A 20,873-nucleotide genomic window follows, 5' to 3' on the forward strand; every position below is an offset into this window, starting at 1 on the left:
TATGAAATCTATATAATTTTTAATCTATATTCGCTATATAGCGACATGTTTAATGAAGATTTTAAATATGATGTAAATAACAACAACTCATTTCAGGAGGTCATTATGAAGGCGATCATTTGCACACAGTATGGACCACCTAACGTTCTTCAGCTTCAAAATATAGAGAAACCTACGCCTAAAAAGAACGAAGTATTAGTTAAAATTCACGCAACAAGTGTATCGACTGGAGATTGTAGAATACGCGGTTTTAATAGTCCCCTCTTATTTTGGATTCCTATGCGGATCATATTAGGTTTCAGAAAACCGAGAAACCCTATACTCGGCGTAGAGTTATCCGGTGAAATCGAAGAAATAGGAACAGATGTAACTCAATTTAAAAAAGGTGATCCAATTTTTGCATTAACAGAACTAAACCTCGGTGGTTACGCCGAGTACACATGCGTACATGAAAGTGGATTAATAACATTAAAACCTACCAATGTGACGTATGAAGAAGCCGCAGTTATTCCTTTTGGTGGAACTTCAGCATTGCATTTCCTAAGAAAGGGCCGTATAAAAAAAGGGCAACAAGTGCTCATATATGGTGCCTCCGGATCAGTAGGAACAGCTGCTGTACAACTTGCTAAATATTTCGGTACGACCGTTACGGCTGTTTGTAGTAATTCAAATTTTGAACTCGTGCAATCTTTAGGAGCCGATAAAGTAATTGATTATACAAAAGAAGATTTTACTAAGCTGGGTGAACGCTACAATATTATATTTGATGCAGTTGGAAAACATAAAAAATCCCTTTGTGAAAAGGCATTAACACCCAATGGAAAATATGTATCTGTTAATGGAATGATGGCAAAAGTAAGTAAAGAGGATATGATTCTACTAAAAAAACTAACTGAAGCAGAACATTTAAAGCCTGTTATTGATAGAACTTACCGATTAGAAGAAATTGCTGAAGCTCATATATATGTAGAAAAAGGGCATAAAAAAGGTAATGTTTCGATTACCTTAAAATAAAATATATTCAGAAAATAACATTGACAATTCTTTTTGTAAGATTTACTATTAGTACCATATTAAAAAAACTACATACACATACTCTTATCAAGAGTGGCGGAGGGACTGGCCCGATGATGCCCGGCAACCGAGCTTATGACGTATAAGCTAAGGTGCTAATTCCTGCAAAACGAGTTTTCGTTTTGGAAGATAAGAGAGGAACCTATTTTATCTATTCGGCACCTCTCTTATTTTTGGGAGGTGCTTTTTATTTTGGAACGTATATGAAGGGGGAATTATAGATGAAAAAAGTATTATTGAGCATTGTAAGTGGAGCGGTATTATTGCTAGGTGCATGTGGTGCTAATTCTGATAAAGAGGTAAAAGCATTAGATGAGAAAAAGATTACTGTCGGTGTAACTGGCGGACCGCATGAACAAATTTTTGAAAAGGTAAAAGAAGTGGCAGCAAAAGACGGACTCGAAATCGATGTAAAAGTATTTAATGATTATGTAGCACCAAACGTATCCTTAGATGAAAAAAGCCTCGATGTAAATAGCTATCAAACGAAATCATATTTAGACGTATTTAAAGCTGAGCGCAATATGAAATTAACGGAAGTATTTTCAACAGTAACATTCCCTATGGGCGTATATTCTAAAAACATAAAAGATGTAAAAGATTTAAAAGAGGGCGACGCAATCGCTGTACCAAATGACCCAACGAATGAACTTCGAGCTTTAAAGCTATTTGAAAAAGCAGGTGTTTTAAAAGTGGATCCGAAGGCTACAGAAAAAGCGACTGCAAAAGATGTAATTGAAAACCCGAAAAATTTAAAGATTGTTGAATTAGAGGCATCTCAATTACCAACACAGCTAGGTGAAGTGAAAGCAGCTGCAATTAATACAAACTTTGCATTAGGTGCAAAATTAAGCCCTGCGAAAGATTCTATTTTCCGTGAAGGAAAAGATTCACCATATGTAAACTGGGTCGTTGTTCGTACTGAAAATAAAGATGATGCTGTTGTAAATAAATTAAAGAAAGCGTATCAATCTAAAGAAGTAAAAGAATTTATCGAGAAAAAATTTGATGGTTCAGTTTTACCATCTTGGTAGGAGCTGACGATAATGATTGAATTAAAAAATGTATCCAAAGTATTTACAACAAAAAAAGGGAACGTAGAAGCTCTTAAACCTACTTCCCTTCAAGTAAAAAAGGGCGAAGTATTTGGAATCATTGGATATAGTGGCGCTGGTAAAAGTACATTAATTCGATGTGTAAATTTATTAGAAAAACCAACGACAGGAACTATTATCGTAAACGAGAAAGATTTAACTACACTGTCGACAAAAGAACTAGCAAAATCGAGACAAAAAATCGGAATGATTTTTCAAGGATTCAACTTACTTAAAACTGTGACAGTTTATGAAAATATCGCATTACCTTTACGTCTATCTGGTCTTCCCAAAAATGAAATTGAAAAAAGGGTAGAAAAGTATTTACGTATTGTCGATCTTTTTAATCGAAAAGATGCCTATCCTAGCGAACTTTCTGGCGGCCAGAAGCAGCGTGTTGCCATTGCACGTGCACTATCACATGAACCGGAAGTGTTATTAAGCGACGAAGCAACGAGCGCTTTAGACCCAGAAACAACGGATTCTATTCTCGACCTATTATTAAAGATTAATGAAGAAATCGGGATTACAATTTTATTAATTACACATGAAATGAATGTCATCCAGCGTATATGTGACCGAGTTGCTGTTATGGAACATGGAGCAGTAGTCGAAAGCGGGACTGTGAAGGACATCTTCACAAACCCACAACATGTAACAACGAAAAAATTTGTAAACAGTGCATTTGCAGCTAAAATTCCAGGAGAGGTACAAAAAGAACTACAAACTACCGGTGAAATTGTAACTCTCTCCTTTATAGGGAATGCTTCAGGAGAGCCAGCATTAGCTGTTGCTACAAAACGTTTCCAAGTGTATCCGAATATTTTATCCGGTAATATTACACAGTTAAAACATGAAGCATATGGGAAACTAGTCATTCATATGCAGGGTGAAAAAAATGAAGTAGACCGCGCTTTATCCTTTTTACAAGAGCAAGGGATCATCGTAGAAGGAGGTAGAACAGACTATGGGAAACAAATCCTTTTTGGATGAATGGGGTAAAGTCATATGGGAAGCAACCATTCAAACATTTCAAATGACATCTATTTCACTATTCATCTCTATCCTTATTGCATTACCACTTGGCGTTACACTTGTTTTAACGAGACCTGGTGGACAGCACGAAAATAAAATCATTTATCCAATCCTTAATACAATTATTAATATCATTCGCTCTCTTCCATTTATCATTCTATTATTCTTCATTTTACCTTTTACAAAGTTTCTAATGGGAACATCCATTGGCGTGCAAGGAGTTATCGTACCACTTGTCGTATTCACAGCTCCTTATATTGCACGATTAATGGAGACAGCTTTATTAGAAGTAGATCGTGGTGTTATTGAAGCTTACCAAGCGATGGGCATTTCTACTATAAAAATCATTTGGCACGTTATGGTGAAAGAAGCTCGTCCCTCCCTTATACTTGGATTAACAATTGCAACGATTGGTTTAATCGGTGCAACAGCAATGGCTGGACTTGTAGGTGCTGGCGGTCTTGGTGATTTAGCATATCGATTCGGACATTTACGCTACGAACCTGAAGTAATGTATGCAACTGTCTTTATTTTAATTATCCTCGTTCAAGGGCTACAATCTTTAGGGAATGGTGTTGCACGAAGATTGAAGAAAGATTAAAAAAAGAAGGTATCTCACCAAGGTGAGATACCTTCTTTTTATCTTTTAAATCCACCTTCAGAATGAATAACTTGTCCCGTAATCCATTCTGCTTCTTCACTTACTAAAAACTTAATAAGTCTTGCTGCATCCTTCGGCTCACCAATTCTTCCAAAAGGAAACATTGGTTTTAATCCTTGCTTTATCTCTTCAGTCATCCAGCCTGTATCAGTTGGACCTGGGTTAATTGCATTCACTGTTATTCCTAAATGAGCTACCTCAGCTGACAACGTACTAGTAAGAGCATCAATAGCTCCCTTCGTTGTTGCATACGCTAGTTCTCCTGCCATAGGCCCTTTAAATTGTCCCGATGTCATATTCACAATTCTACCACCAGATTTCTTATCAAACCCTTGGGCAAATTGACTACTTAACAATGTTGTCGCACGAACATTTACCATATAGTGCTTATCTAGTTCTTCAGCAGTCAAATTAGAGAAATCATTATTCGTAGAATACGCTGCATTATTAATTAATATATGAGGGTATCCTAATTTTTCAGTAACTTTATTTATAAGCTCTTTTGGTGCATCATTCTGAGTTAAATCTAACTCCATACTCGATACTTTAACACCGCTTTTTAGTAGCTCTTCTTTTAATTGTATCTGTTCACTTCGATCAACGCCCCAAGGCATCTCTTTATCATACGCTGTCCAATACGTAAAAAATATATCGTATCCTGCTTCAGCTAGTTCTTTACAAATCGCTGCTCCTATACCATCTAGACGACTTACGCCTGTAACAACTGCTACTTTATTTTTTAATTGATTCATCATATACTCCTCCAATTTTAAAGGACGCATATTTCATATAAGAGATATGGATTTCCCTATGCATTATCTTTACAAAAGGGATGTACAAGCCAAATATGCAGTCCTTGAATGATTTACAGATAGCTAAATAAACCCTCACTTATGAGAGAAAAATTGATCTATCTAGTTTCTAATCATTACAAGTTCATCCACATATTGAGTCCTTGTCCCCTTTCCATATATCTCTATTTCTATTATAGCGATATGACAAAACATTTCAAATAATACAAAATAAAACGAAAAAACAGGCAATGGGAAAAGTAATGCCCATTGCCTGAAAATAAACGAAATGCCTAATATGCCATTTCCTTCTTAACGATTTAATTTTTATCCTTCTTATATACCATGTAACTAGGTTCATTATAAACCCACTCACCTGTACCAATTCTTAACCAGCCACTCTTCTCTTCATATACTGTAGCTTTTTCACCTTTGCTTGCTTTTCTAACAACAGAGTAGCTAGCACCTGCTCCGCTACGAACATTTACCCCAATTCCATTAATTTCAACTGTACCAATTCCTTTTTGAACACTACCAGTTTCAATTACTTGAAGCATGTTTAAAATGAATGCTGCTGTTTCACCACGAGTCGTTGTGCCTTTAGGGACATACAGATTATCTCCCATACCTTTCACAATACCCAAACCGTATAATCTTTGTACTGCTTCTTTATAGATAATTTGATCTTTATCTGCAAATGGTAAGTTTGCCAATGGTCCACTTATTTTTTTATACTCTAAAGCTTTATTTACAATAACTGCAGCTTCTTCTCTTGTAATAGGTGTGTTAGGGTCAAAATTACCATCTCCTCTACCAGAAATGATGCCTACACTTGCAGTACGTTTAATACCATCTCGTAAAGTTGGATTTACATCATTTAAATCTTTAAACGTTGCATCTCCAGCTGGAAGACTTAAAGAATTAGAGATTAATTGAGCAAACTCAGCTCTTGTTACAGATCTATTAGGCGCAAAAATGCCATTTCCTTCTCCGACCATAATACCTCTTCTATTCAAATCACGAATTGCTGGCTCATACCAACCTCCTGTTATATCGTCTGTTGGCTGATAAAATTTATTATAATAACCTTCAACACCATTTACGAATGGAATCCATTGTCCACTGTTAATCATAATAGCAGGACAGATTTTACCACTCCATTTTTGGTGTTTTACAACATTATTTAATGGTACACCTGTTTCTTTCATTAAATAAGCTGCAAGTTTCTTAGCGTTATCTACTGCCTTATTATAGTCACCATCACTGTTAACTGCAATTTCAATTGCAATAGATTCTCTATTACCTGGACCATCACCGTCTCCTGCGTGCCACCCGTTCTCGTTTAATGGTAAGTGTTGATAAATCTCCTTATCATCTACTGTAAAGTGCCATGATGCAGCTCGATCTGTTTTCCCTGTTGCTTGGTTATATAAGTATTGAGCGTGGTTTTTAGCTCCTGCTCCTGCGTTTTTATTATCAGTTTCATGAATTGTAATATACTTTGGAACCATATGGTTTTGAGGACGAATATTCTCGTTACCAGTTGGAACAATCCATTCAGTGAATGGGACGCCATTTATACTACTAGAAACTTTAGGGGCTGAAAAAGAAAGACTACGTTTTGTTCTATTTGAATTGTTAGGAACCGTTAATGTACCTGTTTCTTCATACATACCTTCTGAACCTTGAAGACTGTCCACTTTCTTATTATCGACAGTACCTCCACCACGTCCGTCTACTCCTTCAAAACTCTCTTCAATACTTTTTAAAGCTTGTTCATCTGATACCTGAAGTTGACCTGTTCCACCTTGTTCCAGAGCACTTATAGATTGATAGTTATTTACTGATTGTTGTTCCTCTGCGAACGATACCATAGATGAAGATAATACCGTTAGTCCTGCTGTTAATGCTACTACCTTTTTACGAAATGTAATACTCATGTTTAATTTGATATATCTTGCTATTTTAGATATATCTTCCTCCTTTAATAGACTTATAAAAATTCGCGAAAAGAACCTCCAAAATACCCTTTTGAATGTTGAAAACAATACTTAACATTTTACTCGATATCCCGTTTGTTTTCTATGAAATCTCTAAATTCTTTAAAAATCCTGACAACAAATAAAAAAGAATTCCTTTTTTTAGAAATCCTTTTTTGCTACACCTCCGGATATGAGTTTACTAATATGCTAGATATTAATTAATTTTACATAGTATTGTAGTTCTTAAATAGGTTAATCAAACCAATATGAATAACTCTAAGTAACAATTATAGAAAAGAGCATGTTTTAAAAAGATTAATTAAAACATACTCTTACTTTTTCAAATTTAGACCTTTAGCGAACCACGAAATCCTCTAGCAGCATAGTATGAATCTGCTCCATTGTGGTACACGAAAACGTGTCCGAAGCGATAATCACAAAATAGAGCACCGCCAAGTTCTCGAATGTCTGAAGGTGTTTGTACCCAGCTTGATGATTTCATGTCAAAATCCCCAAACTGTTGCAACTCTCGATATTGTTCTTCCGTTAATAATTCAATGCCCATAGCAGTTGCCACATCAATAACGTTATTTTCTGGTTTATGTTTTTTTCTTGCCTCTAACGCTGCAAGATCATAACAAAGACTTCTGCGGCCTTTAGGACTCTCCTTTGAACAATCATAGAAAATATACTCGTCCTTTTCTTCATCATAACCAACAACATCCGGCTCACCGCCAGTTACTTCCATTTCATGAATTGACCACAATTTTTCAGTATTAGTAGCCAGCTTCGCTTCAATCTTAGCCCATTCAAGACCTTCATGGCGGTTCATGTTTTTCTCAAAACGAGCTTGTAATACTTTTAGTAGTTCTTCACGTTGTTCTACAGATAACTCATTTTTATTCTCTGTCATATTAGTCCTCCGAATTACGTTTCCTTATAATCATTTACATTTTTTCAATACTGGTTTGCATGCAGTTTACAATAAATTATATAATTTGTTGTATCTCTTTTTCAACAATCTGACACGATTGCACAACGAAAAATCCCTGTGTGGATATCCATTATATAGTACTAAAATCTTTCGTACTATCCCCAAGAATATAGTGTGAAAACCACATCAAATTCTGCTTCATAATAGCTACATTCATTCCTGGCTGATTAGGACTATATGCCATTCCTTTAAATATAATTAACTCTGTATCGACTTCCATATCTCTTAACCCTTCATATAGCTCATATGCATTTGTAATTGGAATTCTTGCATCCTTTTCCCCATGTTGAATTAAGGTAGGCGTACAGGCTGATTTAATATATGTCATTGGTGATGTTTTCCTATATATATCCGGATCATTCCATGGAGTATTTCCTAAATACATGCTAATAAAGTAAGGGATATCTGTATTTACATAATGGGTACTCCAGTTAGTGATTCCGCCCCCAACTGAAATAGCTTTAAATCTATCACTAAATGTAGAACAGAAAGCTGATATATATCCTCCGTTACTCCATCCCATAACTCCTACTCTATCCTTGTCTACCATCCCCTTTTCAACTAGTTTATCCACTCCAGATATAATATCATCATAATCAGCAATTCCTTGTTTTCTATAGTTTGCTTTTAAAAATTCATTACCATAACCAGAACTTCCTCTATAGTTTGGTTCTAAAACGATAAAGCCTTTTTCGATAAATTGTTCAATCGGATATTTCTCATTAAAACAGTCTGAAAATATCGGAAAGGACGCCCAAGCTGGACCACCATGGATTACTACTAATAAGGGATATTTTTTATTTGCGTCAAACTCTACTGGAGTTGATAGAACACCCTCTATTTCAAGACCATCAATACTTTGCCATGAGATGATTTCCCTATTACTTTTAAGCTTACCTTCGAAAAAGCTATTTTCATTCGTTATTTTTTTATCATCCAAATAGATTTCAAAGGTTTCATTTGTTATAGCCTTAGTATATGTTATATGATTTCCATCCCTTGTTATAGAGGCATCCATTATAAAGCTATCTACTTTTTCGCTTAACATTTCCAGAGTGCCATCCTCACATAGCAAGCCAATACGGTAATTCGTTTTATCCTGCCATCTAATTAAAATCCCTTTAGCTGTCCACTGTAATGGCATAATCGTACTATCAAAATCGGTTAAAGGTTGAATTACCTCTCCCGTATTCATATCATATATCTCTAATGTACTATCTTGTATATGGTTTCTATAGTAATCCTTCTCTCTTATGCTTGCTGCGTAACATATTTTGCTGCCCTTAGGAGAAAAGCAGACGCTCCCTCCTAACAACTTATCCATATTCATTTTTTGTAGTTCCCCAGCTTCAACATCTACTATGTATAGATCACCATTCATATAATCGTTTAAACTTGGTGTAGCCATACATACAACCTTTTTCCCATCATTTGAAATATCAAAGTTATGTATATAAAAATCCTTACCATCCGTTAGTTGATAAACACCGCTAACCTTCCGTTCCTGTTTATCGTTTTGTTTCACTTTTTCTATTTCAATGTAGTATAAACAATTATTCTGATGTTCCTTACCTACATGATGGAAATCTCCATATCGTTCCTTACGTTTCTTTATCTCCTCACATTCTTTTGACTGTGCAATATAATAAAAACCTTTACCAGTAGGCTCCCATTTGAATGTATTAACTCCTTCCTTTTCATCCGTAATTTGAACCTCACTACAACCGTCTATTGACTTAACAAAGATCTGATTTTTATTAGCTCCGTCACCGCCTGGTCTAAGGTATGCAATGCTCTTAGAATCTGGAGACCATAATGGATGTGTACTATCTATATCCCCATTTGTTAGTGGGTAACTCTTCCCTTTATCTTTCTCATATATCCATACATGATTTCTATACGTATTGTCTTCCCAGTTAGCTAACCTCTTTACAAATGCTACGTTTTTGCTATCATCACTTATGTTTGTACTTGATAAGGCCGGTAATGAAATAATCTCTTCTATACTTAAATATGTTTTTGCTTTCACTTTCATATAATAAGTCCCCCCTTATAATGTCCATGAATCTATCGTCGCATCTCGTCATAATAAAGAAAATTGTTCACGAATACTTAAAATGATAACGGAAAATTCAGATAAATAAAAGCAGTTTTATTCCAAATCCGATAAAGTAAAACTTTCATTAGTAGGGGTCTGTCTACTTACCAATTTTAGATGTTCTTTTTCAATACAAAAATACCCCTTTAGATAAAATATCTAAAGGGGTACAAATTCGTAAATTTATTTTAAAGCTACAACTATATTTATTAACCTACCAATCTCCTACTCAACAGTAACAGACTTAGCTAAGTTACGTGGCTTATCAACGTCACACTCGCGGTGAAGTGCTGCGTAGTATGAGATAAGTTGGAATGGAATAACTGCTACTAGCGGTGCTAGCGCTTCGTGTACAGCTGGTAATACGAAGCTGTCACCTTCCATTTCTAAGCCTTTCATTGAGATGATACATGGGTTAGCTCCGCGTGCTACTACTTCTTTCACGTTACCACGAATTCCAAGGTTTACGTGCTCTTGTGTAGCAAGTGCGATAACTGGTGTACCGTTTTCGATTAAGGCGATTGTACCGTGTTTTAATTCTCCTCCAGCAAATCCTTCTGCTTGGATGTAAGAGATTTCTTTTAGCTTTAACGCACCTTCTAATCCTACGTAGAAGTCTACGCTACGTCCGATGAAGAAACAGTTACGCGTTGTTGCTAAAAATTGTTTTGCTAATGCGTCCATTTCTTCCTTTTGATCACAAAGTTCTACCATTGCATTTGCTACAAGTCCTAATTCGTGTGTTAAATCGAAATCAAGAACTTCGCCTTTTGCTTTAGCAATGTCCGCAGCTAAAATTGAAAGTACTGCAAGTTGTGCTGTGTACGCTTTCGTTGATGCAACTGCGATTTCTGGTCCCGCGTATAACGGAAGTGTGTAATCAGCTTCACGAGAAAGCGTAGAACCAGGTACGTTTGTAATCGTTAATGCTTTATGTCCCATTTCATTTGTTTGTACAAGTACTGCACGGCTATCAGCTGTTTCACCACTTTGTGAAATGTAAATGAAGAATGGTCTTTCTGTTAATAATGGCATGTTATAAGAGAATTCACTTGCTACGTGCACTTCAACTGGCATTTTTGCAAACTTCTCGATAAATTGTTTTCCAACAAGACCTGCATGATAACTTGTTCCACATGCAATGATGTAAATACGATCGCTATCTAAAATCGCATTGCGGATGTCTGCATTCAGTTCAATCTCGCCATTTTCATCTTGATACTTTTGAATTATATTACGGATTACAAGTGGTTGCTCATCGATTTCTTTAAGCATGAAATGAGGGTATGTTCCTTTTTCAATATCACTTGCGTCTAATTCCGCTGTAAACGGTGCACGTTCAATCGTTTCACCTTGTAAGTTTTTAATTGTAATACTTTCTTTCGTTACGATTACGATTTCTTTATCCATTAATTCGATAAATTGATCTGTAACTTGTAACATCGCCATAGCGTCGCTCGCCACAACATTAAAGTTGTCACCAACACCTACTAATAGCGGGCTTTTGTTTTTAGCAACATAAATCATGTTTGGATTTTCAGCATCAAGTAATCCGATCGCATAAGAGCCATGTAAAAGAGATAGCGTATTACGGAACGCTTCTTCTACACTTAGTCCTGTGCTCACTTGTTGTTCCATAAGCTGTACGATAATCTCTGTATCCGTTTCACTTACGAACGTTACATCTTGTAAATATTCTTTTTTCACTAATTCATAGTTTTCAATTACACCGTTATGAACTAGTGTAAAGCGTTTTGATGTACTTTGATGCGGATGCGCGTTTACTTTGCTTGGAACACCATGTGTAGCCCAGCGTGTGTGACCGATTCCCACGCTTGCTGCTACGTTCTCATCTACGATTTCGCGAAGTTTTGCAATACGACCTTTTTCTTTGTATACAACAACACCGTTCTCTGCTTGTACTGCAATACCTGCTGAATCATATCCACGATATTCTAGCTTTTCTAAACCTTTTAATAAAATTTCCTTTGCATCTTGCTCTCCAATAAATCCTACGATTCCACACATGTTTAGTCGCCGTTACAAATGCTTACATTGCTCTGCGAACATGTAACGACATAGTCCGATACCATTTTTATTTATACTAAAAAACGGATTACATATTGCTAGCCCTGTAAGCTTGTAACGGCTTTCACCTTCCTCTCGATTGGGTTTAAGTCCGTATATACTTATACAGCTAGTTTGTATCCGTTCCTTTTCTCTCATCACACTTTCACCTTTGTCCACTAAGTCACCTTAATGATTTAAGTAAAAGCTTGCGGTTGTGATGAACAACCGGGAGTCATCCGCCGAAATCTCGATAAACTCCACCTCGTCAACTACACTACTTGTAGTTCTGGCGCTTCTATAATTTACAATATTTCCTTTGAGAAAAAGAACAAGACCATCTTATAACAAACATAGATAAACCGTCAATGAAATTTTTTTCATCGTCTATAAAACATATGAAAAAGGAGCACTTCTTGTGCTCCTTTTTCATAAATTTATTGAATTATTCAGCGCCAACTTCAGCTTTCACAACTTCTACAATGCGATGTACATATGCGTCACAAACTTCTTGTGTTGGTGCTTCTGCCATTACACGAATAAGTGGCTCTGTTCCAGATGGACGAACAAGAATGCGGCCATCACCGTTCATTTCTTCCTCTACAACACGAATAATATCTTTAATTTTTTCATTTTCTAATGCTAGTTTTTTATCTGTTACACGAACGTTTACTAGTAATTGTGGGAATTTTGTCATCTCACCTGCAAGCTCAGATAATGGTTTTTTCGTCATTTTCATGATGTTCACCAATTGAAGTGCACTTAACATTCCATCACCAGTTGTAATGTAATCAAGTAAGATAATATGACCCGATTGTTCTCCACCTAAGTTGTAACCACCACGCTTCATCTCTTCCATTACGTAACGGTCACCAACTGCTGTTTTATCACTTGTGATATTGTTAGCTTCAAGTGCTTTGTAGAAACCTAAGTTACTCATAACAGTTGAAACGACTGTATTATGCTTTAATTGACCAGTTTCTTTCATGTACTTCGCACAAATAAACATAATTTGATCGCCATCAACGATGTTTCCTTTTTCATCTACAGCGATTAAACGGTCACCATCACCATCAAAGGCAAGACCGATATCAGCGCCTTTATCTTTTACTAATTTAGCTAATACTTCTGGATGCGTAGAACCTACTCCATCGTTAATGTTCATGCCGTTTGGTGAAGTTCCCATTGTTGAAATATCAGCCTCTAAATCCGCAAATAAGTATGGAGCTAAAGAAGACGTAGCACCATGCGCACAATCTAAAGCGATATGTAAACCAGAGAAATCTTCCTCTACAGTTTGTTTAATATATTGTAAATATTTTTGTCCGCCTTCAAAATAATCACTCACTTGTCCAAGATTCGTACCTGTTGGACGTGGTAGTTCATCAACTTCTTTGTCTAATAAAGCTTCGATTTCTGCTTCTTGCTCATCTGTTAATTTAAAACCGTCAGAACCGAAGAATTTGATTCCGTTATCCTGTACTGGATTATGAGATGCAGAAATCATAACACCTGCTTGTGCATCTAACGCTTTTGTTAAATAAGCAACACCTGGTGTAGAAATAACACCAAGGCGCATTACTTCTGCTCCAGTTGATAATAGACCTGCTACTAAAGCTCCTTCTAACATATGTCCTGATATACGTGTATCACGGCCGATAATTACTTTTGGACGATCTGTATCTTTTGTTAATACATAACCACCAAAACGTCCAATTTTGAACGCTAATTCAGGTGTTAACTCCTGGTTCGCAACCCCGCGTACTCCATCTGTACCAAAATATTTACCCATTATGATTCGCTCCTTTTTCTGGCTCTTTTTGATTATCTACTGTTGGCTCTTGACTAGTTTCTTTTTCTTTATCTTTATTTTGTTCCTGTTCCGTGTCAGGCTTAGGTTTAGGTTTAGGTTCAGGTTCAGGATTTTTTGGTTTTTCAGTTTGATTATCTTGGTTATTATTTGAATCTGGTTTTTCACCGTTACCCTGTACTTCTTTATCTGGATTTTCTTTCTTCACAATTGTGACTTTGGCACTTTTTTGCTTTGGCTCTATTGAAATATTACCAGGACCGCTCACTTGAATAGAAACATCCTTCGTCCCCGGAGATACATTTTGCAGATTAATGGCTGCTGTTATTTGAGCAGCTGTTATTTTATCTACTATACTTGTTTCTCCTGAAATATCAACGCTTATCTTCCCATCTTGCGGTGAAAGTAGCTGGGCCGTAACATCTTTAGAAAGTCCATTTTTTTGAATTGATATACCATCAATCGTTCTTGTTTTCGTTTGTTTTGTTTTTTGCACTCCTACCGAAACCTTCACTTGATTCGGTTTTGCACTTGTTACACCCTTTGGCAATAAAACAGAGGTATCGAATGTTGTAGACTCTGTCAATTGACTAAGATCTACTTCGACCCCCTCTATCGATTGTATATTATCCAAAATATCTTTTGGACCTGCTATTGTTACTTCTCTCGGCTCAATGCTAATATTTGTAACGGCCAATCCTTCTGGTAAACTCCCCTTTTTCGTATACGTTACAGGAACAGTTTTTTCAGTATTATTGGTCGTAGCTTGCGTCGCCACATTCAATGTTACACTAATTTTAGATGGACTCGTTCTTACATTTAAACGTTTTCCTTCTCTATTGTATAATGTAACTTCGGCTGTTTTTGTAACAGTTTTATTAACACCTTTTAAATCAATATACGCCTTAGCAGATGAAATACTTTCAATTTCTTCTTTCGTCCCAACTACCTCAACAGTATCAGGTTTAATGTTTGATTTTTCAAGAGTTGAACCCGCTGGCATTTGATCCTCATTTGATAATTTTAAGTCTACATGAACGTATTTTCTCGCTTTTTCATGTAGAGTAATTTTAATTGTTGATGGCTGAACTGTTCCTTTCACATCATCTGGAAGCCCGTTCGTTTTCAAAGAAACTTCATAAGTTCCTTTTTCGCTATCTCTCAAATCAACTGGTATATCAAATTGTTTTTTCGCTTTTGCTGTAGCAACTGCTGCTTTTGGGCCCTCTAACTTCACCTTAACGCCCTCTGACGGAATACCACTTACAATATATTTCTCTTCATCATACTTAAGGTTAATGGCATAATTAGTTAAGGTTTCTTTCGCATCATTTGCGAAAGGTAGTATCCCCGATGTCGTATTTTTTTCAGTTAAAGTCGCTGACATAAAAAGCATACACGCCAATAGTAATGAGATCCCTTTTAAAAACCAATGATTCTCCATTAACTTATCCATGACGCTTTCTCCTCCAATTCCATAAAGACGAAGAAGTCGTTTTTTCGCTCGCACTAAATTCAGCTAACAACATATCTTTCAGTTGTTCTGTCTTCAAATCACGATGCAACTTACCATTTTTCGTTAAAGAAATTTGGCCAGTTTCTTCCGACACAACTACTGTAATACTATCAGTAACTTCACTAACTCCCATTGCAGCGCGATGCCTAGTTCCTAGTTCCTTAGAGATAAACGGACTTTCCGATAACGGAAGATAACACGCTGCTGCTTTAATGGTACTTCCTTGCATAATAACCGCTCCATCGTGAAGAGGTGTATTAGGAATGAAAATATTAATAAGTAATTCCGATGATACGTGTGCATTTAGCGGAATACCTGTTTCCACATAATCACCCATACCGGTCTCTTTTGACAAAGTAATTAATGCACCAATTCTACGTTTCCCCATATATTCCGTTGCTTTCGCTATCGCTGTTGCAACGATTTCAGGTTCATCATCCTCATGAGTTCCAACACGCGAAAATAAACTCCCGCGTCCTAGCTGCTCAAGTGCTCTTCGCAATTCTGGCTGAAAAATAATAATAACGGCTAAAAATCCCCACGTTAATACTTGCTCAGTTAGCCAATAAAGCGTATGCAATTCAAGGAAAATACTGATCATCCGAACGACAATAATAACTGTAATCCCTTTTAAAAGTTGAACAGCTTTCGTCCCTCGGATTATGAGAATTAGCTTATATATAATAAACCATACAACGGCAATATCTAATACCGTACTAAGATATTTCAAAATGGTCGTATCTTCAAAAGGCATACTACCCCTTCCTCCTACTTACGAGCAATTCTATCCATATATTGAAATATTGTTTTATGCTCTATCTGTATGTATTTCCAACAACTAGTTAATTATACCATACATGAAACAAACGACAATTACAAACAACCCCCCTTTCGTCTAAATTGGCAAGATGTCAAACATTATTATCGTACAGTATAATATAAATCATTATTATACGCTTATTTTCAAATAAAAAAAGCAACTTCTCAGTTGCTTTTCTTACATTTATTTTAGTTTTTCACCGAATAAAGAACCCATTAAAGCAACTGCCGTTGTTGCCGTTCTGTTTCGCTCATCTAAAATGGTATTTACTTCAACAAACTCAGCAGATGTGACAATATCAGCTTCCGCTAACATTTCCATTGCTAAATGGCTTTCACGATAAGATAGGCCACCAATTACAGGCGTTCCAACTCCTGGTGCATCATGAGGATCAAGACCATCTAAATCTAATGATAAATGTACACCATCAGTATGAGATAAATAAGCGATTGTTTCTTCCATAACAGCCGTCATACCCATACGATCAATCTCGTGCATCGAGAATACTTTAATACCTTCCTCGCGAATAAAGTCTTTTTCTCCTTCATCTAATGCACGTGCACCGATAATTACAACATTCTCTTTTTTCACCTTTGGATATGCCCCGTATAAATCTACAAGCGTTTGATGTCCATACCCTAAACTTGCTGCAAGTGACATGCCATGAATATTTCCAGATGGTGAAGTTTCTTCTGTATTTAAGTCACCATGTGCATCGTACCAAATAACACCTAAATTTTTATAATGTTTCGCAACACCAGCTAATGTACCAATTGCGATACTATGATCACCACCTAATACAAGTGGAAAACGTCCCTCTTCTATAATATGATCCACCTTACTTGCTAATTCGTTACATACAGTTGCAACTTGTGTAAGGTTTCTTAAGTTTGTATTTACATCTGCTTCTTTTTCTCTCTCTATACATATATCTCCTATATCTTTAACGTCATATCCAATTTCTTCAATTCTTTCAATTACGCCTGCATAACGGATTGCACTCGGCCCCATATCTACCCCGCGACGCATCTGTCCTAAATCCATTGGAACTCCAATAACTGAGATTTCTTTTTTCATAGATAGTATCCCCCTTTTATGCCTTCACTAAATATTTTAAATCTTTTATATAGTCTGACTCAACTCGACATTTTTCTGTATGGATATACAAATTATTCACTTATATTCGCTTTAAAAACCAAATTTCAAGACTATTCTATGTATAAAGTTAACTTAATGAAACAACTACCATCATTATTATTAAATAATAATAAAAAACACTCCTACATTTAGAAGTGTTTTTCTGATGCTATTTTCCATACTGCGGCAATATTCTTTGCTGTCATTTCGATATTCTCTTCCGCTACTTTATATGCCTCTTCTAATGTCATAGGACTCGCTGTAATACTAAATACTGCATCGATTCCTTTTTCATGAACAGCTGAATAATTCGGAGATACAGATCCTCCAATAGCAATGACAGGAATACGAAAATGCTTTGCACGCTCCGCAACACCTACAGGGGCCTTTCCATATGCTGTTTGTTCATCTATTCTCCCTTCGCCAGTTATAATTAAATCTGCACCTTCTATATGCTTATTAAAATTTGTATAGTCTAATACAATTTCAATTCCTCTCCGCAAGCTTCCCTTTAACACTGCAATAACAGCTGCTCCCATTCCTCCTGCGGCTCCTGCGCCAGGTATTTCAGCTACGTCGCAAGATAAGTATTGTTTAAGGATATTCGCATAATGCTTTAAATTCTCATCCAGCTCTTTCATCATCTCTGCATTCGCACCCTTTTGCCTCCCAAATACGAAAGATGCTCCCCTTATTCCAACTAACGGATTATCTACATCACATGCTGCTTCTATCTTTATATGCATTAAGCGTGCATCCATGCATGAAAAATCAATAGCGACAATCGAATGTAACGTCCCTCCAGATGGCTCTATTACTTCCCCTTTTCCATTTATAAACCTGACCCCTAAAGCTGACAACATACCTGCTCCGCCATCATTTGTAGCACTTCCGCCAAGTCCTAAAATAATGTGCTCAGCTCCTTCGTCTAGCGCATGTAGTATAAGCTCTCCGGTTCCTTTAGTCGTTGTAATAAGTGGGTTTCGCTTTTTAAGCGGAACGTGTTGTAATCCTGATGCTGCTGCCATTTCAATAAACGCTGTCTTTTTATCTTTAGACATACCGTAAAAGGCTTGTACACGTTCTCTAAGCGGTCCTGTCACATGAAGGGGTATCATTCTTCCATCTGTAGCATCCACAAGTGAATCAACCGTTCCTTCACCTCCATCTCCAATTGGTATTTTTACGTACTCTGTTTTAGGAAAAATTGCTCCAAATCCTCTTTCAATAGCTTCACATACTTTTATAGCTTTTAAGCTTTCTTTATATGAATCAGATGCAATAACAACTTTCACAATTATCCCCCATCCTTTATTTTTACATTTTCTTCATTTTAAACGACAAGTATGAAAGTTGTCTTTTTAAATACAAAAAAAGCTTACATCATATGATGTAAGCTTTTTTATTTAGATGGAGCCTAGCGGGATCGAACCGCTGACCTCCTGCGTGCAAGGCAGGCGCTCTCCCAGCTGAGCTAAGGCCCCTTAGTAATAAAGCGGAAGACGGGATTCGAACCCGCGACCCCAACCTTGGCAAGGTTGTATTCTACCACTGAACTACTTCCGCGAAAATGGTGAGCCATGAAGGATTCGAACCTTCGACCCTCTGATTAAAAGTCAGATGCTCTACCAACTGAGCTAATGGCTCGTAAATGGCTGGGCTAGCTGGATTCGAACCAGCGCATGACGGAGTCAAAGTCCGTTGCCTTACCGCTTGGCTATAGCCCATTAATATTTACTAGTATGGTTATCTTTTCAAAAAAATAAACCCTCTCAGGTTATTTTAAAGAAAATGGTGGAGGGGGGCAGATTCGAACTGCCGAACCCGAAGGAGCGGATTTACAGTCCGCCGCGTTTAGCCACTTCGCTACCCCTCCGACATTTAAAATATATATGGTGGAGGATGACGGGATCGAACCGCCGACCCCCTGCTTGTAAGGCAGGTGCTCTCCCAGCTGAGCTAATCCTCCAAAAGTGGTGACCCGTACGGGATTCGAACCCGTGTTACCGCCGTGAAAGGGCGGTGTCTTAACCACTTGACCAACGGGCCAAAAATTTTAAAACTCTTCCCAAGCTTCCAACCGGGCTTGAACCGGTGACCTCTTCCTTACCATGGAAGTGCTCTACCAGCTGAGCTATGGAAGCATAATGGCTCCGCAGGTAGGACTCGAACCTACGACCGATCGGTTAACAGCCGATAGCTCTACCACTGAGCTACTGCGGAATAATAATAGCCTGGCAACGTCCTACTCTCACAGGGACAAGGTCCCAACTACCATCGGCGCTAGAGAGCTTAACTTCCGTGTTCGGTATGGGAACGGGTGTGACCTCTCTGCCATCATCACCAAACTATGAAGGCATATTCCTTCAAAACTAGATAACATTGCTACATATTATATGGTTAAGTCCTCGATCTATTAGTATTCGTCAGCTCCACATGTCACCATGCTTCCACCTCGAACCTATCAACCTGATCATCTTTCAGGGATCTTACTAGCTTACGCTATGGGAAATCTCATCTTGAGGGGGGCTTCATGCTTAGATGCTTTCAGCACTTATCCCTTCCGCACATAGCTACCCAGCTATGCCCTTGGCAGAACAACTGGTACACCAGCGGTGCGTCCATCCCGGTCCTCTCGTACTAAGGACAGCTCCTCTCAAATTTCCTACGCCCACGACGGATAGGGACCGAACTGTCTCACGACGTTCTGAACCCAGCTCGCGTACCGCTTTAATGGGCGAACAGCCCAACCCTTGGGACCGACTACAGCCCCAGGATGCGATGAGCCGACATCGAGGTGCCAAACCTCCCCGTCGATGTGGACTCTTGGGGGAGATAAGCCTGTTATCCCCGGGGTAGCTTTTATCCGTTGAGCGATGGCCCTTCCATGCGGAACCACCGGATCACTAAGCCCGACTTTCGTCCCTGCTCGACTTGTAGGTCTCGCAGTCAAGCTCCCTTATGCCTTTGCACTCTACGAATGATTTCCAACCATTCTGAGGGAACCTTTGGGCGCCTCCGTTACACTTTAGGAGGCGACCGCCCCAGTCAAACTGCCCACCTGACACTGTCTCCCGGGTCGATAAGACCCGTAGGTTAGAATTTCAATACAGTCAGGGCGGTATCCCACCAGCGCCTCCACCGAAGCTAGCGCTCCGGTTTCAATGGCTCCCGCCTATCCTGTACAAACTGTACCAAAATTCAATATCAGGCTACAGTAAAGCTCCACGGGGTCTTTCCGTCCTGTCGCGGGTAACCTGCATCTTCACAGGTACTATAATTTCACCGAGTCTCTGGTTGAGACAGTGCCCAAATCGTTACACCTTTCGTGCGGGTCGGAACTTACCCGACAAGGAATTTCGCTACCTTAGGACCGTTATAGTTACGGCCGCCGTTTACTGGGGCTTCAGTTCAGAGCTTCGCTTACGCTAACCCCTCTCCTTAACCTTCCAGCACCGGGCAGGTGTCAGCCCCTATACTTCGCCTTACGGCTTCGCAGAGACCTGTGTTTTTGCTAAACAGTCGCTTGGGCCTATTCACTGCGGCTTTCCGTTAAGAAAGCACCCCTTCTCCCGAAGTTACGGGGTCATTTTGCCGAGTTCCTTAACCAGAGTTCTCTCGCACACCTTAGGATTCTCTCCTCGCCTACCTGTGTCGGTTTGCGGTACAGGCACCTTTTATCTCGCTAGAAGCTTTTCTTGGCAGCGGGGAATCAAAGACTTCGCTCCATAAGGAGCTTCCCCATCACAGCTCAGCCTTCACGATAAGCGGATTTGCCTACTTATCAGCCTAAC

The 20,873-nt window shown here is 38.1% G+C and carries 15 protein-coding genes, 9 tRNA genes, 2 rRNA genes and 1 riboswitch (1 of these 27 running past the window's edge); of the genes, 4 read left to right on the forward strand and 22 right to left on the reverse strand.

Annotated elements, in window-relative coordinates:
• Positions 1-105: 105 nt before the first annotated feature.
• The 4 genes from ACUN0F_RS02170 to ACUN0F_RS02185 all read left to right on the forward strand — a co-directional run bounded on the left by ACUN0F_RS02170 (position 106) and on the right by ACUN0F_RS02185 (position 3,804).
• Positions 106-1,014, forward strand: a complete 909-nt coding sequence (locus ACUN0F_RS02170) for an NAD(P)-dependent alcohol dehydrogenase (protein WP_445539095.1) — start codon at positions 106-108, stop codon at positions 1,012-1,014.
• Between the two features lie 81 nt (positions 1,015-1,095).
• Positions 1,096-1,210, forward strand: a riboswitch (SAM riboswitch).
• 85 nt (positions 1,211-1,295) lie between these two features.
• The gene (locus ACUN0F_RS02175; RefSeq protein WP_046956629.1) at positions 1,296-2,108 is read left to right on the forward strand and encodes a MetQ/NlpA family ABC transporter substrate-binding protein; all 813 of its coding nucleotides are present in this window, start codon (positions 1,296-1,298) and stop codon (positions 2,106-2,108) included.
• A gap of 12 nt (positions 2,109-2,120) precedes the next feature.
• A complete protein-coding gene (locus tag ACUN0F_RS02180) occupies positions 2,121-3,161 on the forward strand; it encodes a methionine ABC transporter ATP-binding protein (RefSeq protein WP_445539096.1) in 1,041 nt (346 codons plus the stop codon).
• Complete coding sequence (locus tag ACUN0F_RS02185; RefSeq protein WP_000527133.1) at positions 3,136-3,804, forward strand: methionine ABC transporter permease; 669 nt, start codon at positions 3,136-3,138, stop codon at positions 3,802-3,804. Before ACUN0F_RS02180 ends, ACUN0F_RS02185 begins: the two co-directional genes overlap by 26 nt.
• 38 nt (positions 3,805-3,842) lie before the next feature.
• Here ACUN0F_RS02185 and ACUN0F_RS02190 read toward each other — a convergent pair whose 3' ends face one another.
• The 22 genes from ACUN0F_RS02190 to ACUN0F_RS02295 all read right to left on the reverse strand — a co-directional run.
• On the reverse strand, positions 3,843-4,619 hold the full coding sequence (locus ACUN0F_RS02190) for an SDR family oxidoreductase (protein WP_445539097.1): 777 nt from the start codon (positions 4,617-4,619) through the stop codon (positions 3,843-3,845).
• A 356-nt stretch (positions 4,620-4,975) separates the two neighbouring features.
• Entirely contained in the window at positions 4,976-6,595 is a 1,620-nt protein-coding gene (locus ACUN0F_RS02195) for an S-layer homology domain-containing protein (protein ID WP_264462613.1), read from the reverse strand.
• Between the two features lie 388 nt (positions 6,596-6,983).
• Positions 6,984-7,550, reverse strand: coding sequence for a DUF4256 domain-containing protein (locus tag ACUN0F_RS02200; protein WP_264462612.1), 567 nt, complete (start codon positions 7,548-7,550; stop codon positions 6,984-6,986).
• Between the two features lie 151 nt (positions 7,551-7,701).
• Complete coding sequence (locus tag ACUN0F_RS02205) at positions 7,702-9,666, reverse strand: S9 family peptidase (RefSeq protein WP_445539098.1); 1,965 nt, start codon at positions 9,664-9,666, stop codon at positions 7,702-7,704.
• Positions 9,667-9,954: 288 nt separating this feature from the next.
• Complete coding sequence (gene glmS, locus ACUN0F_RS02210) at positions 9,955-11,757, reverse strand: glutamine--fructose-6-phosphate transaminase (isomerizing) (RefSeq protein WP_000334154.1); 1,803 nt, start codon at positions 11,755-11,757, stop codon at positions 9,955-9,957.
• A gap of 12 nt (positions 11,758-11,769) precedes the next feature.
• Positions 11,770-11,955, reverse strand: coding sequence for a hypothetical protein (locus ACUN0F_RS02215; protein WP_001208183.1), 186 nt, complete (start codon positions 11,953-11,955; stop codon positions 11,770-11,772).
• Positions 11,956-12,241: 286 nt separating this feature from the next.
• Positions 12,242-13,588 carry a phosphoglucosamine mutase gene (gene glmM / locus ACUN0F_RS02220; RefSeq protein ID WP_000521484.1) on the reverse strand — a complete coding sequence of 449 codons (1,347 nt, stop codon included), beginning with the start codon at positions 13,586-13,588 and terminating at the stop codon, positions 12,242-12,244.
• On the reverse strand, positions 13,581-15,062 hold the full coding sequence (locus ACUN0F_RS02225) for a CdaR family protein (protein WP_445539099.1): 1,482 nt from the start codon (positions 15,060-15,062) through the stop codon (positions 13,581-13,583). The genes glmM and ACUN0F_RS02225 overlap by 8 nt, the downstream gene beginning before the upstream one ends.
• A complete protein-coding gene (gene cdaA / locus ACUN0F_RS02230; RefSeq protein ID WP_001115707.1) occupies positions 15,055-15,876 on the reverse strand; it encodes a diadenylate cyclase CdaA in 822 nt (273 codons plus the stop codon). The genes ACUN0F_RS02225 and cdaA overlap by 8 nt, the downstream gene beginning before the upstream one ends.
• 249 nt (positions 15,877-16,125) lie before the next feature.
• Entirely contained in the window at positions 16,126-17,019 is an 894-nt protein-coding gene (gene rocF / locus ACUN0F_RS02235; RefSeq protein WP_000711559.1) for an arginase, read from the reverse strand.
• 209 nt (positions 17,020-17,228) lie between these two features.
• A complete protein-coding gene (locus ACUN0F_RS02240; RefSeq protein ID WP_445539100.1) occupies positions 17,229-18,374 on the reverse strand; it encodes a glycerate kinase in 1,146 nt (381 codons plus the stop codon).
• A gap of 116 nt (positions 18,375-18,490) precedes the next feature.
• A tRNA-Ala gene (locus ACUN0F_RS02245) sits at positions 18,491-18,563 on the reverse strand.
• 10 nt (positions 18,564-18,573) lie between these two features.
• Positions 18,574-18,645 (reverse strand) — tRNA-Gly (locus ACUN0F_RS02250).
• A gap of 5 nt (positions 18,646-18,650) precedes the next feature.
• Positions 18,651-18,726, reverse strand: a tRNA-Lys gene (locus tag ACUN0F_RS02255).
• A gap of 5 nt (positions 18,727-18,731) precedes the next feature.
• Positions 18,732-18,806 (reverse strand) — tRNA-Gln (locus tag ACUN0F_RS02260).
• 65 nt (positions 18,807-18,871) lie between these two features.
• Positions 18,872-18,955, reverse strand: a tRNA-Tyr gene (locus ACUN0F_RS02265).
• Positions 18,956-18,972: 17 nt separating this feature from the next.
• Positions 18,973-19,048, reverse strand: a tRNA-Val gene (locus ACUN0F_RS02270).
• A gap of 5 nt (positions 19,049-19,053) precedes the next feature.
• Positions 19,054-19,128: transfer RNA gene (locus tag ACUN0F_RS02275), tRNA-Glu, on the reverse strand.
• A 22-nt stretch (positions 19,129-19,150) separates the two neighbouring features.
• Positions 19,151-19,223: transfer RNA gene (locus ACUN0F_RS02280), tRNA-Thr, on the reverse strand.
• 4 nt (positions 19,224-19,227) lie between these two features.
• Positions 19,228-19,302 (reverse strand) — tRNA-Asn (locus ACUN0F_RS02285).
• Positions 19,303-19,311: 9 nt separating this feature from the next.
• Positions 19,312-19,427: ribosomal RNA gene (gene rrf / locus ACUN0F_RS02290) — 5S ribosomal RNA — on the reverse strand.
• Positions 19,428-19,475: 48 nt separating this feature from the next.
• Positions 19,476-20,873 (reverse strand): 23S ribosomal RNA (locus tag ACUN0F_RS02295); it runs 1,524 nt beyond the window's last position.

This window comes from Bacillus sp. 1A (assembly GCF_052682215.1).